Raw genomic sequence first — 15312 nt, forward strand, 5'->3', positions numbered from 1 at the left:
GTCTCCTGCTGCCGAACGACGATATGCGACGATATGCAACGTCTCCTGCAGTCTCGCCTGTTGCGGTTTTCACGGAAGTCCCGCAATCCGCTTCCACCACTGAACACGTAAGACTCCGGAAGTCGAAATCCGTGGCTCTCGGAGTCATGCTGCTGACGCAATTCCTGTCTTAGACGGCTACAACTAAAACACTGTGCGGGACCGATCTGGTTCCCACAAAGGTTCCGCAGCCGGGGTTCTCGAATCCGCAAAGAATTGGCGCAAGTTCGAAACGCCTCCGCGTTCGCTTGACCATGTTCTGCGGCATCGGGAACCGCACGATCCGGAAAATCAAAGGAGATCTGATGTTGTTCCGCTCGAGCGCCGCAATTTGCGGCGCCCTGGTTGCGCTTGCCGTTTCCGTTACCGTTGCTCGAAGTGCAACAAGTGAGGTTCAGCCAAGCGCTGTCGTCGATGCAGCCTCTGGGGATGCGATCGTTGGCGCAGCATCCACGTATAATCCATTCAAGCCCGGTAAGGAGGAAGGCGGCCCGAGCACAGCCTCCGGCGAGCGTTATGATCCCTCGGTATGGACGGCTGCCATCAAGACGAGCTTGCGTCGGAAATTTGGTGGGGTCCAATTCGGGGCGCGACCGAAATATGCTCTCGTCGAGGCCGTCGGCAAGAAGGTCATCGTCAAGATCAATGACGTGGGGCCGCTCAGGCCCGGCCGCATCATTGACCTCAATGAGCGGACGATGCGCCATTTCGATCCGAGCATGGAGCTCGGTGTCATTCCCGACGTCACAGTCAATGCCACTGTCCGGCGACGATTGGATTCCTGGGCCTGTTGGCTGAACGCTATACCCGAAGGAGGCACAGCACAGCCTCCGGGATGGCGGAAAAGCTTCATACTAACCGCGCTTCCTTCGCGCGTCGTGATGGCGTAGCGCGTCGACGATCACCTTGAATGCAGCCGAGTTCTGCCGCGAGGTCGGATAATAGACATAATAACCATCGAATTTCGGCGACCAGTCGTCGAGCACGATGACGAGTTCGCCGGACCGGATGTGCTGCGCCACCATGTCTTCGGGGACATAGGCGATGCCGAAGCCCTTCACGGCGGCGTCGATCATCGCGCGCGACTCATTGAAGGTCACTTGTCCCTCGATGCGTACCCGCAAGTCAGAACCGTTCTTGGCGAACTCCCATACATAATGACCGCCCGCCGCTTCGCGACGTTTGATGCAGACGTGATCTAACAGATCTTGCGGATGCTTTGGTTTCGGGTGCTCTTTCAGATATCCGGGCGAGGCGACTGCGACGAGCCGCCAATCCGGGCCGATGCGCACCGCGATCATGTCTTTCTCGACATCTTCACCGAGGCGTATGCCTGCATCGAAACCGTCTTCGACGATGTTGCGGAAGGCCGTGTCGAGACTGAACTCGACTTTGAGGTCGGGATATTTTTTCAGGGCCGGCGACAGCTTTGGCCAGACGACCGTTTCCAGCGCATGTTCGGAGAGCGTGATCCGGACGGTCCCCGACGGCGTGTCGCGCAGGGACATCCGCGCCGCGATATCGCGCTCGATCTCTTCGATGCGGGGCGCAACCGAGGCCTGAAGTCGCTCGCCCGCCTCGGTCAGGCCGACGCTGCGGGTCGTGCGCGTGAGAAGCCGCAGGCCCATCTGCGATTCCAGGCGCTTGATCGTATGGCTGAGCGTCGACTGCACGACGCCCAGTTTCGCGGCGGCTTTCGTAAAGCTGCGCTCGCGGGCGACGGCTACGAAAGCCAGCAGATCGTTGAAATCCTGGCTTGCCATGGCTGCGACTATTCATGGCCCGCAGCGATCAATGCAAGCAAATTATATCGTCTAATCGAATGCCGGCCGGGCCTCTATCTGTTGTCAGGAACAGCGCCTGGCTGGGCGCCCCTCGACATATGGATGCCCGATGGACGTCACAATCGATCAGAAGACAACGCAGCCAATGGCCGCATGGAGTGCGGTTTTCGCGCTGTCGCTTTGCGCCTCGACGCTGGTCGCGTCCGAGTTCATGCCTGTCAGCCTGCTTACGCCGATCGCCAGCGGCCTTCACCTGACGGAAGGACAGGCAGGACAGGCCATTTCCGTTTCCGGGCTGTTCGCCGTTCTGGCCAGTCTGTTCATCTCGGCGGCGACGGCTGGCTTCGATCGTCGCTCGCTCTTGCTGTGGCTGACCGGCTTGATGCTGGTATCTGGGGTCATCGTAGCCTTCGCTCCCAACTATCCAGTCTTCGTCGCCGGACGGGCGCTTGTCGGGATCACGATCGGCGGTTTCTGGTCGCTGTCGGCCGCGACGATGATCCGCCTGGTCCCGACCACCGACGTGCCGCGCGCTCTTGCGGTTCTCAATGGCGGCAATGCGCTCGCGACCACGATTGCTGCGCCGCTCGGCAGCTTTCTCGGCCAATACATCGGCTGGCGCGGTGCGTTCTTCTGTGTTGTTCCCGTCGCCGCGCTAACTTTTGTCTGGCAGTTCCTCACGCTGCCTGCGATGCCGAGCCGGGAGCGGGCCAGCGTGGCGGCAGCGTTCAAGGTCTTGCGCCACCCGCAAGTGTCTTACGGCATGCTCGCAGCCGCGCTGTTCTTCCTCGGACAGTTCGCACTCTTCACGTATTTGCGGCCGTTCCTCGAAACGGTGACGCGCGTCGATGTCACGACGATCTCGGCGCTCCTGCTCCTCATGGGGGTTGCGGGTCTCATCGGGACGTCGATCATCGGGTTCGTCATCCGCGAACATCTCTACATGTCTCTCATTATCATGCCGTTCGCGATGGCTCTGATAGCCGTCGCAGTGACGGCATTCGGCTCGTCACCGACCGCAATTGCGGCCCTGATGTTCCTGTGGGGCTTCATCGGGACGGCCGCGCCCGTGGCTTGGTGGACGTGGGTCAGCAAGGCTTTGCCCAATGATGCCGAAGCAGGCGGCGGCCTGATGGTCGCGGTGGTGCAACTGGCCATCGCCACCGGAGCGGCCGGCGGCGGCGTTCTCTTCGACTACAGCGGCTATCAAAGCACCTTTCTGTTCAGCGCCGTCGTCCTTGCTCTCTCATCGTCCGTCATTTTGGTCGGAGCCCTGCGTCGAGCCGAATTCCGTTTCGTAAAATACGAACACCTTCGGGCGTCTACTTCCGATATAGCGGCTTGGCAGCCGCCGGCTCCGGAGCGGCGTTCGAAAGCGAGAACGTGACCCAGGCCGTGTAGCCTTCGGGCCGGTTCTGCGCCGCGAAATCCTTGTACGCCTTCAGGTTCAGGTAGCCCTGGTAGTCCTTCGAGAGCGGCAGGATGAAACCGATCTGGGGGCCGATGCCGACGACCCGCCCCTTGAAGGCGCCGAGGGTCGCGCCGGCTCCGGTGTCGCCGGTGACCTGCTGGAAGTAATAGCCGGCCAGGCCGACGTGGACGGTTTTGCTGATGAACTGCGAGGCACCCCAGTCGAGGTGGAAGTCGATGCCGTTCTGGTACTGCAGCGCGTTATTCATGCCGCTGTAGGTGAAGCCGCCGACGACCGAGAACTCATGTCCGGATTTCGGATCCAGGTAGGTGTAGCCGGCGCCGAGGTCGACGGCGGTGAAACCGAAGCTGAGGTTGGACAGGCGGTTCGGATCGTAGGTGCCGCTGGGGATGTTGCCGGTGACGTAGATCATCTCGTTGTGCACGCCCTGGTTCCACTTCAGCGCCCCCTGATAGAGCACGTCGGACACGGTGGCCCTGCTATCATTGACCCCGCCGGAGATGGCATTCCCCGCCGGACCTGTCAGTCTGGCGTCGATGCCGACATCGACATTGCCGGGGGCGGCGAAGACGGCGACCGTGGCCTGGCCACCGAGCACCGGTGTCGCGAAGGTATAGGAGATGCCCTGGACGAGGGCGTCGGCTTTGGCGTTGAGGCCGAGGACTACGGAGCCGCCTTGGCTGAAGTTCTTGGCTCCGCCGGTGGATTGATCGAGATGGAGATAGATCGTCGTATAGGCCCACCCCGGAACGGTGGGGGCCGCGGCGAGACTGCCGAAGGTGCCGGGAAGCCAGAAGCTGAGGCCGCCGTTGTCGGCCTTGGCCGCGACCGGTGTCAGGAGAATGGTTGCGCATAAGCCGCCGGCGACCGCGCTCCGATATCCAGCTCGTCCCATGACGGTCCCCTTCCTCTCAGAACGGATTGACGTAGTTCAGGATGGCGATCTGCCGCAGCAGGACCCGCCGGATGACGTGGGTCGGCTTGACCGCATCGGTGAAGATCGCCGCGGTCCCTGTGCTGCCGGCGGGCAACCGGTTCGCGAGGTCCTGATCGTCGAGCTTCACGCGGATCACGAAGGGTGCGGACCGGATCTCCTTGGGCGCTACCGCGCTGCCGGAAACCTGTGCCTGCCCGGTCGAGATGGCTTGGAAGACCGTCTCGACCCTGCCGGTCCGGACGACGCCGGGCTCGAACTTGAAGGTGACTTCGACCGACTGTCCCGGCTTGACGTAACGGGCGTCATTCTGGGTTATCTCGACGCCAACAATCGTGTCCGACGTGTCGATAAATGCCATCACTGGCGACAGCGGGAGATTGGCGACGCGGGCGCCTTTCCGCAGCGCGACGTTGGTGGCGTAGCCGTCCGCCGGCGCGCGGACGATCGTCTTGTCGAGATTCCATTTCGCGCTTTCCAACTGCGCCTTCAGTTGGTCGACCTCGGACTGCCGCTGCTGGACGTCGAAGCCCCGGCCGGCATCTCGCTCGAACAGCGTCGTCATCTGCGACAGCCGCATGTCGGACAGTTTCAGTTGTGCCTCGATCGCCGAGACCTGCGCCTGGTACGGCACCGGGTCGATCCGGAACAGGACGTCACCAGCTTTCAGAGGCGTGTTCGCCTGCACCGGCACCTCAGTTACCTCGCCGGCGACGCTTGGCACGATCGAGACGGCGTTCCTGACCACCAGGGCCGCGCCCTGCGGCGCGCCCCAGCCCATCGGGATGAACAGCAGCAGGTTCAACAGCAGCAGCACGATGAAGGGCGAGGTCTTCCAGAACAGGTTGAAGGAGACGATGCCGAACCGGACCAACGCGAACAGCAGCACCAGGTAGACGGCCATGATCGCGATCATCATGGCGGTGGCTCCTTCGCAGACGAGGCCGGTAGGTCGACATAAGCCCAGATCAGCGCGACGGGCCAAAGCGCGAAACCGCAGATCAGGGTGACCCAGCCGGCGACGGTCACCGCCTGGGCCTGTGGATGGCCGCGGGTCTTGGCGATGTGCCCCGGCAGCCATCCGGCGATGCAGAACACGCCGATCGCGCTGCCGACCAGGATGATCAGCACGACCCAGGCGAAGATGTCGTAACCGCTCATCGGCCATCACCTGTGTTCGGTAACAACACCGTTGGAGTGTTCACTTGGTTTCGATAAACACCTTGGCGATCCTGCCGTTGAATCGATTGCTCTCCCCTTCAGGATACGCATCGCTCACCCGCGACGCTATATCGCGACCGACATCCATCCCGTCGATCGAATACGCAAACGCCGGGGTTTTTGGCACCTTTGCTTCGCCCACCAAAGCGTCGTCGATGTACAGCCGCGAGGTGCCGCCCTTGCCGAACTCCTTTCCACCCTCGTAGATGAAGTCGTACTTCACGACATGTTTGCCGGGCGTGAGTGCGGTCGACGAGGCGACGGGATAGTTCTCCTGCCCAACGTAGTTCCACTCGAATACCGGCTTGCCGGACTTGACGTACAGCACCCAGCCGCCGGTGAGGCCGCCATTGGCGAGCAGCACACCCTCAGCCGGCCTGCCATTCGGCACCTCGATATTGGACACGATGGTGAACGACTTGTTCTTGGTGCTGATGAGCGCATCGGGACCGGGAAGGCTCATGCTTTCGTAGAGCGTCATCGACGTCCGCCCGGCAAGCAACTCGGGACGGCCGGCAATCTCGGCGTTGAAGCGCTCCACATACCGCGGATCAATCGGCAGCACGTGATACTTCGCCCCTTCCGTCATGAAGGCGTCCTGCATCTCCTTGAGCTTGCCCGGATTGGACGCGGCAAGGTCGTTGGCGAGCGAGAAGTCGACGGTCTCGTTATAGAGCTCCCAGGTGTCTTGCTCCAGAGGCGTAGTAGGCGTCGTCGGGATCCACGGAATGAGGCGCGTCGCCCCGGCGAACCAGCCGTCGTGATAAACGCCCCGATTGGAGTTGATCTCGAAATACTGCGTGGTGTGCCGCTCTTTGGCATTCGCATCGTCGAAAGAGTAGCGCATGCTGAGGCCCTCGATCGGCCGTTGCGTGAAGCCGTTCACCTCCTTCGGTTGCGGCAGACCGGCGACGTCGAGCACAGTGGGCGCCAGGTCGATCACGTGGGCGAACTGGCGGCGCAATTCGCCGCGCGCCTTGATCCCTTTCGGCCACGAGACGACCAGCCCATTGCGCGTGCCGCCATAGTCTGACGCAACCTGCTTGACCCACTTGTAGGGTGTGTCGGTCGCGACGGCCCAGCCGGCGGCGTAGTGGTTGTTCGCCGTCGGCCCGCCCAATTCGTCCAACTTCTTCAATTGAATCTCGATCGGCTCTTCCACGCCGTTGGCGATCGCCATCTCGTTGAACAGGCCGTGCATGCGACCTTCGCCGCTGGCGCCGTTGTCGCCCAGAATGTAGTAGACAAGCGTATTGTCGAGCACTCCGAGTTCTTCGACCGCATCGACGAGGCGGCCGATCTCATGATCCGCGTAGTTTGCATAGCCGGCATAGACCTCCATCTGCCGGGCAAACAGCTTCTTCTCATCGGCGCTGAGCGTGTCCCAGTCCTGGATGTCCTTGGGTTTCGCTGCGAGCTTGGTGCCGGCGGGCGCGATGCCAAGTTCGATCTGGCGTGCCAAGGTCTGCTCGCGCAGCTTGTCCCAGCCCATGTCGAACTTGCCCTTGAACTTCGCGATCCACTCCTTGGGCGCCTGGTGCGGCGCGTGTGTGGCGCCGGGAGCGAAGTAGACGAAGAAGGGCTTGTCGGGCGCGATCGCCTTCTGCTGCCGCAGCCCGGCTTGGTTGGCGGATCGACCTTCGTTTGTCCATCGTAGAGGTTGGAGGGTTGCCATTGGTCGGCTTCGCCGCCGAAGAATCCGTAAAACACCTCCATGCCCGACTGCGTCGGCCAGCTTTTGAAACTGCCAACGACCGAGTAATCCCAGGTGGGGACCTCATGCGTCTTGCCGAAGTGCGCGGTGTTGTAGCCGTTCTGCTTGAGCGTCTCGGCCAGCGGCGCGATATCCTGCGGGCGCTCGGCGGTATAGCCGGGCATGGCTGTCGCCATCTCGGCGATCGTGCCCATGTTGACGGAGTGCGAGTTGCGTCCGCTCAGCAGCGCCGCGCGCGTCGGCGCACACATGGCTGTCGTGTGGAACCGAGTGTAGCGCAAACCTTGGGTAGCCAGTCTATCGGCCGTCGGCATCGGGATCGGTCCGCCGAATGTACTTGACGCGCCGTAGCCATAGTCGTCCAGCAGGATGACCAGGACGTTGGGCGCCCCTTTGGGCGCGTTCACCTCGAAGCGGGCTGGCGGCTTGACCTTGCGGGCGTCAAGCTCGGTAATGACCGGCGGCTTCGGTTCCCGAATGGGTAGGACGCTGCGATCCAGTCCAGTCTGGGCAAACCCCGGCACCAGCCATAGGGCGGACGAAACCAATGCACTGGCTGCCAATATCGAAGTCACTCGGCGTCGCATTGGTATCTCCCTTGCTCTTGTTGCTCTTATTGATTTCGTGGCTGACTGCTTTCGCGGACGACACAGCGAAACCCTAGATGGCTGGTCGATGTGTCGAGTTGCTCCGCGTGGCGCGCCGCTGGCCGGTAGCGGCGGCAGTAATTGGGCGCGCACAGGTGCGAGCCGCCCTTGATCACCTTGCGCGGGATCCGGATGTTCGCCTGGTTCGCATCGTAACTTTCGGCTTCGCGCCCACCGCGCGGATTCTCGGGAATGCAGCACGCCTTCGGTGAATCGGCGTCGTGCTTCTGTGAATACCAGTCCGACGTCCATTCCCAGACGTTGCCGATCATGTCGTGGACGCCGTAGCCGTTCGGCGGGAACGCCGTCACCGGTGATGTGCGCTCATAGCCGTCCGCGTTGAGATTTTGGCGGGGGAATTCGCCCTGCCAGGTGTTGGCCATGTGCTGGCCGCTTGGCGTGAACTCGTCTCCCCAAGCGAATTCTTTGCCGTCGAGGCCGCCGCGCGCGGCAAACTCCCATTCCGCCTCGGTCGGCAGATCCTTGCCCGCCCATCTGGCATAAGCCAACGCGTCGGCAAAAGAGAGACGTGCACGACCGGGTGGTTGTCGAGCACGTTGATGTTGCTCTTCGGCCCATAAGGATGGCGCCAGTCGGCGCCCTTCATGAAGCTCCACCATTGGCTCCAGTCGCGGAGATCGATGGCGCGCTGAGGGGGCGTGAACACTAGGGAGCCCGCATAGAGCATTTGCGGCAGCGCGCCCGGATAGTCGGCGGGGTCCGGCGGGATCTGCGCCGTCGTCACATGGCCGGTGGCGCGGACGAACTCCTTGAACTGGCGGTTGGTCACGGGGGTGCGGTCGATCCGGAAGGCGCCGACCGTGACGCGATGGACCGGCGCCTCCTCCGGATAATGATCATTCGATCCCATCCGGAACGTGCCGCCGGGAATGACCACCATGTCTCCAGACGGTAGATCATCCCGCAGCGGCTTGAGCTGTTTGATTCTGACTTCCGACATCGGCGTCGCCGCCGCGACTACCGACAGTAGTCCCAGAAACCTTGGGTGCGCGACGGATCGGTGTAGTACCAGCACATGCCGGGCGCGGGGGCGGCGCCGGCCCAGGCCGCGGCGGTCGCTGCGGTCACCATGCCGATCGCAGCGCCGGCGGCGATGGCGCCGCCTCGAGGCCACCCGTAGTGCGGTGGGCGCGCCCAGCGGACGCCGCCGCCGCGATAGCCGGGCCGGGCGACAGGACCGCGAACGACAGTCCTGCTGTGATAGACGCCGCCGCGGGGACCGACGGCGGTGCGCCTGGCCACCGCCCGCACCTGCAGGATGGGACCACCCGACGATTGATCGGCCGAATCGCCGACACCGATGGAAACGGGCGCCAGCGGTGCCGCGCCAGAATGCAAAGGCGCGCAGCAGATTGCGGTGATCGCGAAAGCGGCGGTCAGGACGATTTGCCGCAGCGGCTTCGAAGTTTCGTTTCGCATGGCCTTCTCCCTTTTGCTCGGCGGTGAGCATTGTTTTTTGGTCGAGCGCCCTCGTTCCCCCGCACGGATGCGGCAGAGGAGCGAACGTATCTTTCCGCGTGCCATGAGCTCAGCAGAGATGGTCGGCCACGCGGCCGTGCGTTGATTTCGCGCATTCTAAAGCCGGACCGCGGACGGATAACGACTTCAACAGGTAAGGTGGTTGCCCGCATGATCACCTTCTTTTCTGCGATCTTCGACCGCCGGGAAGGACGCTTGTTCTAGTTCTTGAACGTAGATCATCTCTTGGTTGCAACAGATGTTAAAAGCGATCTGCGATGTTGGCAAACGGTATTTGCCCAAGGCGCGTGTGGGCATTCGCCGCGAATTCAAGTCAATTGTAGCTTTCGCGCCCTCGATAAGCGTCCTGCCCTTATTCATTGGCATGGTGCCGAGCGACGGCGTCGTCCAGATGAGCCATCGAGAACGCTTCAAGCCACTCGTTGTCGTTTCGCTTGCCCGTACTCGGCAATGATGCGTATGCGCGGACAGCGGAAAATTACGCATTGATGCGGTCGGCCGAGAGCTGGGCGATGCGATCGAGAGACAAGTCTGCTCCGAGGCAAGGTTCACTTCAACCGGCCGAAACTCCGAAAGAAACTCTTTGGCCACAAAGTGGCTCGGCGACCTTCAGGTTTTGGAAACTCGCGGCATTTCCGCTTTTAACCCTTGCCGACTTGCCAGGCGAGCTGGCTACGTCCGCTCGCAACAGCAGAGCGGGTAAGGAATGCTCTCGCTGGCCGACCGGATTTAGCGGTGCCGGGGAGGATTGCCGCCATAATGACATCATGCCAGTGTTTTGCCCGACGGAGCAAATGGATTCGCAAAATCAGCAATGCATCTCGCCGGTGGCCAAGCCATTGATATCGCTATCCCCGGCTACTGTGCATGGGGTTGTTTTCGCGTTTTTTGGTGAAGCGATCCCACCGCCGGCTCATCCGGCGGTGGACGCGCCGTCATCCCGCCTTTGCGATACGGCTGTCCGCCGACCCCGAGCGCAAATTCTGGAAAAATTTTTCCACCTCGCGTGACAGTGTGTCCGCGGTTGCGGTCAGGCTGCTCGCCGCCGTAAGCACCGAGGATGCCGCCGTATCGGTCTCGCCGATGGCGTCGCGGAGCGAGGTGATGTTGGCGACGAGGGTTTCGTTGCCTTGGGCAGCCGACTGCGCGTTGGACGAGATCTCGCGCGTCGCGGCGTCCTGCTGGCCGATGGCGCCGGCGATTGCCGAGGTGACGTCGTTGATCTCGCGGACCGCGCCGCCGATCTCGCGCACGGCCTCGACCGCGTTGCGGGTGGAGGACTGGATCATCGAGACGTTCTCGCTGATATCGGCGGTCGCCTTCGCGGTCTGGCCGGCAAGCGCCTTCACTTCGTGTGCGACAACGGCAAAGCCGCGGCCGGCGTCGCCCGCGCGAGCGGCTTCGATGGTGGCGTTGAGCGCGAGCAGATTGGTCTGCTCGGCGATCGCCTGGATCAGGCTGAGCACGCCGTCGATGCGTTGCGTGGCGGCCGCCAGGCTCTCGATCTCGGCGATCGATTTCTCGGTGCGCTGGCCGGTCTGCTCGACCGCGCTGGCCGACTGCCGCACCTGCCGGCCGATCTCCACCACCGACGCCGACAGCTCCTCCGCTGCACCCGCGACCGCCGTGACGTTGTGGGAGGCCTGTTCGGTGGCGTTCGCCGCCGTGCCGGCGCGGCTGCTCGCATCCGCGGTGACGCGGGTGATGGTCTGCGCCGTCTCGCGCATGACGGAGGCGTTGTCGCTGAGGCCGCGCATGATCGCGCCGATCGCCTCGCGAAAAATGTCGACGGATTGCTCGATATGGCGGGCGCGCTCCTCGCGCGCAGCGGAGTCCTGCGAGACCTGCGAGGCGAGGTTGCGGTTGCGCCCCATCGCGTCCTGGAAGATCTGGATCGCGCGTGCCAGCGCGCCGATCTCGTCGGCGCGGTCAGCGTGCGGCACCACGACGTTCTCGGCGCCGTCTGCGACCTGCTTGATGGTCGCGGTGATGGCGGAGAGGGGACGGGCGATCGAGCGGGCGATGATGACGATGCCGATCACGACCAGCGCCAGCGCCACGCCGCCGAGGCAGGTCAGGACGAGCGAGAGGATGCGATTGGTCTCGATCTCATGCGCGATCTGCCTGCCGCGCTCGGCATAGACCTTGGACAGCGCCTCGAGATCCTTGTTCAGCGCCGAGCGCACGGCGCGGTTGGCGTCGTTGTCGCCCCATTCGCGGCCCGCGGCCGCATTGATCTCGACGCCGCGCCGCACCAGCTCCTTGCGGAATTCGACGAACTGCTCGATGCGCTTCTTGAAGGTGGCGAACTGTTCTGCATCGTCAGCCCGGACGATGGTTTGCCAGCGTTTCACGACGTCGAGGATCTGGGCGTTGAACTTGAGCAGGCCCTCGCCGTATTTCTTGACGACGGCAGGCTCCGTCGACATGTAAACGCCGCGCGATTCCATCACGACCGCATAGACCAGCGAGTTGACCCGCTCGACGTTGAGCGCGGCGGCGTTCGCGGTCTCGATCGCGCTGGTCAGGTCGGCGCCGCGGCGGCTGTTGTAGTCGGACAGCATCGCGATCGCCGCCGTCAGCAGCGCGAACAGCGCGAAGATTGCGTACAGCTTGTTGGCAAGCGTAAAGCGGCCTGCCAGGCCGGCGGCATTCCCAGATTGGTTGATGGTCATGATGTTCAAGGGCCCTGAATGGCCGGGAGCGGCCGGGAGAGCGCGGTCGTGCAAAATTGATGCAAAACTATGCAGAATGAAGATGGACGCTGCGTTAACGCGGGGTTTGCCCCCCTTCGCCCTTGGTCGAAAGAAAGGTAAGATATTTCAGCGTCTTGATCTGAAGGTATAGTCTTGGGTTCGTGATAGTCTTGGGATCGTGCTGGACTCGGTCACTGGCCGACGAACCCCCGGAGAGACCCTTGGTCTACCGCCACACCATCGACGCCACGACCTACACGTTCCCGGATTTGCGCGACCTGCTCGCCAAAGCGACCCCGCCGCGCTCCGGCGACCGGCTGGCCGGGATTGCCGCCGCCAGCGCCGAGCAGATGATCGCGGCGCGGATGGCGCTCGCCGACGTCCTGCTCGGGCAGTTCTTGCAGGAAGCCGTCATCCCCTATGAAGCCGACGAGGTCACCCGCCTCGTCATCGACAGCCACGACGCCAGGGCCTTCGCGCCGGTGGCCTCGTTGACCGTCGGCGCCTTCCGCGACTGGCTGTTGTCGGATGCCGCCACGCCGGAAATCCTGCGCAAGCTGGCGCCCGGTATCACGCCGGAGATGGCGGCCGCGGTCTCAAAGCTGATGCGCAACCAGGATCTGATCCTGGCGGCGCGGAAATGCGAGGTCACCACCGCTTTCCGCAACACCATCGGCCTGAGGGGCCGGATGAGCACCCGGCTCCAGCCCAACCATCCCTTTGACGACGCCAGGGGCATCACCGCCTCGATCCTCGACGGCATCCTGCTCGGCGCCGGCGATGCCTGCATCGGCATCAACCCGGCGAGCGACGACCCGGCTGTGATCGGCCAATTGCTGCGGCTGCTCGACGAGATCATCGCGCGGCTGAAAATCCCGACCCAGGCTTGTGTGCTGACCCATGTCACCACGACGCTATCGCTGATCGGGCAGGGTGTGCCGGTCGACCTCGTCTTCCAGTCGGTCGCCGGCACCGAAGCTGCCAACCGCAGTTTTGGTGTCGACCTCGCGCTGCTGAAGGAGGCGCAGGACGCCGGGCTGTCGCAGAAGCGCGGCACGGTCGGGCAGAACGTGATGTATTTCGAGACCGGGCAGGGCTCGGCGCTGTCGGCCAATGCCCATCACGGCGTCGACCAGCAGACCTGCGAGGCCCGCGCCTATGCGGTCGCCCGCGCCTTTGCGCCCCTCCTGGTCAACAGCGTGGTCGGCTTCATCGGCCCGGAATATCTCTACGACGGCAAGGAAATCATCCGGGCGGGGCTGGAGGATCACTTTTGCGGCAAGCTGCTCGGCCTGCCGCTGGGGATCGACATCTGCTACACTAACCATGCCGAGGCGGACCAGGACGACATGGACAATCTGCTGACGCTGCTCGCGGCCGCCGGCGTCACCTTCATCATGGGCGTCCCCGGCGCCGATGACGTCATGCTGAACTATCAGTCCACGTCTTTTCACGACGCGCTCTACGTCCGCGACGTCTTCGGACTGCGTCGTGCGCCGGAATTCGACGACTGGCTGGCGCAGTCGGGCATTGTGGGCGCTGACTTCCGGCTTGCCGGCGATGCTGGCCTGCTGCCCGATTTTGCCTCCCGGCTGATCGCGTGACGCGGCGGAAGCACCCGGCGGCTTGAGGAAACCATTGGTCCCTCCGGGAATTATGCTCATGCCACAATATTGAGAAATTCCGGCGACAGCATTACGCTATACGTCGGGCTGGCAATTTCCGCAGCTATGTCGAGCGTGGCGGGGGAGCTTTGATGCGAGCTGAAAGTAACGGTACCTCCCGGCGGATTCTCTGCGTGTTTCCGCGATACACATCGTCGTTCGGAACGTTCGAGCATTCCTATCCCCTGACCGATGGCGTCCGCGCCTTCATGCCGCCGCAGGGGCTTTTGCTGCTCGCGGCCTATCTACCCAGGGAATGGCAGGTCAAATTCGTCGACGAGAACCTTCGCCGCACGACGAAGGAGGAGTTCGAATGGGCGGAGGCGGTCTTCGTCAGCGGCATGCACATCCAGCGCCAGCACATGAACGATATCTGCCGGCGCGCCCATGAATTCGATCTGCCGGTCGCGCTCGGCGGTCCCTCGGTCAGCGCCTGTCCGGACTATTATCCGTCGTTCGACTATCTCCATGTCGGCGAACTCGGCGACGCCACCAACCAGCTGTTCGAGATCCTGTCGCGCGACATCTCGCGTCCCGAGGCCCAGGTGGTGCTGACCACCAAGGACCGTGTGCCGATGACGGAGTTTCCGATCCCGGCCTACGAGCTCGCCGACGTGAAGAAATACTTCCTCGGCAGCATCCAGTATTCCAGCGGCTGTCCCTATCAGTGCGAATTCTGCGACATCCCCGGACTCTACGGCCGCAACCCGCGCCTCAAATCGCCCGAGCAGATCATCGCCGAGCTCGACCGACTGCGCGAATGCGGCATGACCGACACGATCTATTTCGTCGACGACAATTTCATCGGCAACCGCAAGGCGGCGCTGGACCTCTTGCCGCACCTGATCGAATGGCAGAAGAGGACCGGCTACGTGGTGCGGCTCGCCTGCGAGGCGACGCTCAATATCGCCAAGCGGCCCGAAATCCTCGAGAAGATGCGCGAGGCCTATTTCGTCACCATCTTCTGCGGCATCGAGACGCCCGACCCCGATGCGCTGAAGGCGATGCACAAGGACCACAACATGATGGTCCCGATCCTCGAGGGCGTGCAGACCATCAACTCCTACGGCATGGAGGTCGTGTCCGGCATCATCATGGGGCTCGACACTGACAAGCCGAACACGTCCGAGGTGCTGCTCGACTTCGTCAAGGAGTCCCGGATTCCGCTTCTCACCATCAATCTGCTTCAGGCGCTGCCGAAGACGCCGCTGTGGGACCGCCTGGAGCGCGAGGGACGCCTGGTCGAGGACGACGGCCGCGATTCCAATGTCAACTTCCTGTTGCCCTATGACGACGTCGTCGCATCCTGGAAGCACGCCATGGCCGTCGCCTACGAGCCCGAGAAGGTCTACGCGCGCTTCCAATATCAATGCGACCACGTTTACGTGCACCGCCTGAAGATGCCGAAGCCGGACGAGATGAAGACCTGGCCCAACATCAGGCGCGGCCTCGTCATGCTGCGAAATATTTTCTGGAAGGTCGGCGTGCTCGGCGACTACAAGCGCGTGTTCTGGAAGTTCGCGCTGGGGCGCATCAAGCGCGGCGATCTCGAAGGCCTGATCGGCTGCACCCTGATTGCGCACCATCTCATCACCTTTGCGCGTGAAGCATCAAGCGGCGAGACGAATGCGTCGAACTATTCGCTGCGGCTGCGCGAGGCTTCCGTTCCCGCCGAATGACG

General features: G+C 62.9%; 12 protein-coding genes and 2 pseudogenes. 4 read left to right on the plus strand and 10 right to left on the minus strand.

Features of this window, described 5'->3' with window-relative positions; genetic code table 11:
• Positions 1 to 293: 293 nt before the first annotated feature.
• Positions 294 to 929 carry a septal ring lytic transglycosylase RlpA family protein gene (locus ACVWW3_RS05240; RefSeq protein ID WP_456672399.1) on the plus strand — a complete coding sequence of 212 codons (636 nt, stop codon included), beginning with the start codon at positions 294 to 296 and terminating at the stop codon, positions 927 to 929.
• On the opposite strand, the gene ACVWW3_RS05245 is transcribed toward ACVWW3_RS05240, so the two are convergent.
• Entirely contained in the window at positions 894 to 1802 is a 909-nt protein-coding gene (locus ACVWW3_RS05245) for a LysR family transcriptional regulator (RefSeq protein WP_456671892.1), read from the minus strand. The genes ACVWW3_RS05240 and ACVWW3_RS05245 overlap by 36 nt on opposite strands.
• A 130-nt stretch (positions 1803 to 1932) precedes the next feature.
• On the opposite strand from ACVWW3_RS05245, the gene ACVWW3_RS05250 reads away from it, so the two are divergent.
• A complete protein-coding gene (locus ACVWW3_RS05250) occupies positions 1933 to 3210 on the plus strand; it encodes an MFS transporter (RefSeq protein ID WP_456650709.1) in 1278 nt (425 codons plus the stop codon).
• Here ACVWW3_RS05250 and ACVWW3_RS05255 read toward each other — a convergent pair.
• The 9 genes and pseudogenes from ACVWW3_RS05255 to ACVWW3_RS05295 all read right to left on the minus strand — a co-directional run bounded on the left by ACVWW3_RS05255 (position 3146) and on the right by ACVWW3_RS05295 (position 11946).
• Positions 3146 to 4150 carry a SphA family protein gene (locus ACVWW3_RS05255; protein WP_456650708.1) on the minus strand — a complete coding sequence of 335 codons (1005 nt, stop codon included), beginning with the start codon at positions 4148 to 4150 and terminating at the stop codon, positions 3146 to 3148. The two genes, ACVWW3_RS05250 and ACVWW3_RS05255, sit on opposite strands and share 65 nt — an antisense overlap.
• A 16-nt stretch (positions 4151 to 4166) precedes the next feature.
• Positions 4167 to 5108 (minus strand): HlyD family secretion protein, encoded by a 942-nt coding sequence (locus tag ACVWW3_RS05260; protein ID WP_456650707.1) that lies wholly within the window; start codon positions 5106 to 5108, stop codon positions 4167 to 4169.
• The gene (locus ACVWW3_RS05265; protein WP_456650706.1) at positions 5105 to 5350 is read right to left on the minus strand and encodes a DUF3302 domain-containing protein; all 246 of its coding nucleotides are present in this window, start codon (positions 5348 to 5350) and stop codon (positions 5105 to 5107) included. The genes ACVWW3_RS05260 and ACVWW3_RS05265 overlap by 4 nt, the downstream gene beginning before the upstream one ends.
• A gap of 40 nt (positions 5351 to 5390) precedes the next feature.
• On the minus strand, positions 5391 to 7085 hold the full coding sequence (locus ACVWW3_RS05270; protein WP_456650705.1) for a sulfatase-like hydrolase/transferase: 1695 nt from the start codon (positions 7083 to 7085) through the stop codon (positions 5391 to 5393).
• 44 nt (positions 7086 to 7129) lie between these two features.
• Positions 7130 to 7711 (minus strand): annotated as a pseudogene (locus ACVWW3_RS05275) (sulfatase-like hydrolase/transferase); the annotation flags it as partial.
• 26 nt (positions 7712 to 7737) lie between these two features.
• Positions 7738 to 8672: pseudogene (locus ACVWW3_RS05280) on the minus strand (formylglycine-generating enzyme family protein).
• Positions 8673 to 8749: 77 nt separating this feature from the next.
• On the minus strand, positions 8750 to 9211 hold the full coding sequence (locus ACVWW3_RS05285) for a hypothetical protein (protein ID WP_456671893.1): 462 nt from the start codon (positions 9209 to 9211) through the stop codon (positions 8750 to 8752).
• Between the two features lie 186 nt (positions 9212 to 9397).
• Positions 9398 to 9862, minus strand: coding sequence for a hypothetical protein (locus tag ACVWW3_RS05290; RefSeq protein ID WP_456650703.1), 465 nt, complete (start codon positions 9860 to 9862; stop codon positions 9398 to 9400).
• Between the two features lie 344 nt (positions 9863 to 10206).
• On the minus strand, positions 10207 to 11946 hold the full coding sequence (locus tag ACVWW3_RS05295) for a methyl-accepting chemotaxis protein (RefSeq protein ID WP_456650702.1): 1740 nt from the start codon (positions 11944 to 11946) through the stop codon (positions 10207 to 10209).
• Between the two features lie 242 nt (positions 11947 to 12188).
• On the opposite strand from ACVWW3_RS05295, the gene ACVWW3_RS05300 reads away from it, so the two are divergent.
• Both ACVWW3_RS05300 and ACVWW3_RS05305 read left to right on the plus strand, forming a co-directional pair.
• Entirely contained in the window at positions 12189 to 13571 is a 1383-nt protein-coding gene (locus ACVWW3_RS05300; RefSeq protein ID WP_247349838.1) for an ethanolamine ammonia-lyase subunit EutB, read from the plus strand.
• Positions 13572 to 13723: 152 nt separating this feature from the next.
• A complete protein-coding gene (locus ACVWW3_RS05305) occupies positions 13724 to 15310 on the plus strand; it encodes a B12-binding domain-containing radical SAM protein (RefSeq protein WP_456650701.1) in 1587 nt (528 codons plus the stop codon).
• Positions 15311 to 15312 lie beyond the last annotated feature (2 nt).

It is taken from the genome of Bradyrhizobium sp. LM2.9, from assembly GCF_054056555.1.

What these genes read in the sequence shown, in the direction of transcription:
- ACVWW3_RS05285 (WP_456671893.1), bottom strand. Translation starts at nt 9,211, where the DNA reads ATGCGAAACGAAACTTCGAAGCCGCTGCGGCAAATCGTCCTGACCGCC.
- ACVWW3_RS05270 (WP_456650705.1), bottom strand. Translation starts at nt 7,085, where the DNA reads ATGGCAACCCTCCAACCTCTACGATGGACAAACGAAGGTCGATCCGCC.
- ACVWW3_RS05250 (WP_456650709.1), top strand. Translation starts at nt 1,933, where the DNA reads ATGGACGTCACAATCGATCAGAAGACAACGCAGCCAATGGCCGCATGG.
- ACVWW3_RS05260 (WP_456650707.1), bottom strand. Translation starts at nt 5,108, where the DNA reads ATGATGATCGCGATCATGGCCGTCTACCTGGTGCTGCTGTTCGCGTTG.
- ACVWW3_RS05305 (WP_456650701.1), top strand. Translation starts at nt 13,724, where the DNA reads ATGCGAGCTGAAAGTAACGGTACCTCCCGGCGGATTCTCTGCGTGTTT.
- ACVWW3_RS05295 (WP_456650702.1), bottom strand. Translation starts at nt 11,946, where the DNA reads ATGACCATCAACCAATCTGGGAATGCCGCCGGCCTGGCAGGCCGCTTT.
- ACVWW3_RS05255 (WP_456650708.1), bottom strand. Translation starts at nt 4,150, where the DNA reads ATGGGACGAGCTGGATATCGGAGCGCGGTCGCCGGCGGCTTATGCGCA.
- ACVWW3_RS05265 (WP_456650706.1), bottom strand. Translation starts at nt 5,350, where the DNA reads ATGAGCGGTTACGACATCTTCGCCTGGGTCGTGCTGATCATCCTGGTC.
- ACVWW3_RS05245 (WP_456671892.1), bottom strand. Translation starts at nt 1,802, where the DNA reads ATGGCAAGCCAGGATTTCAACGATCTGCTGGCTTTCGTAGCCGTCGCC.
- ACVWW3_RS05240 (WP_456672399.1), top strand. Translation starts at nt 294, where the DNA reads ATGTTCTGCGGCATCGGGAACCGCACGATCCGGAAAATCAAAGGAGAT.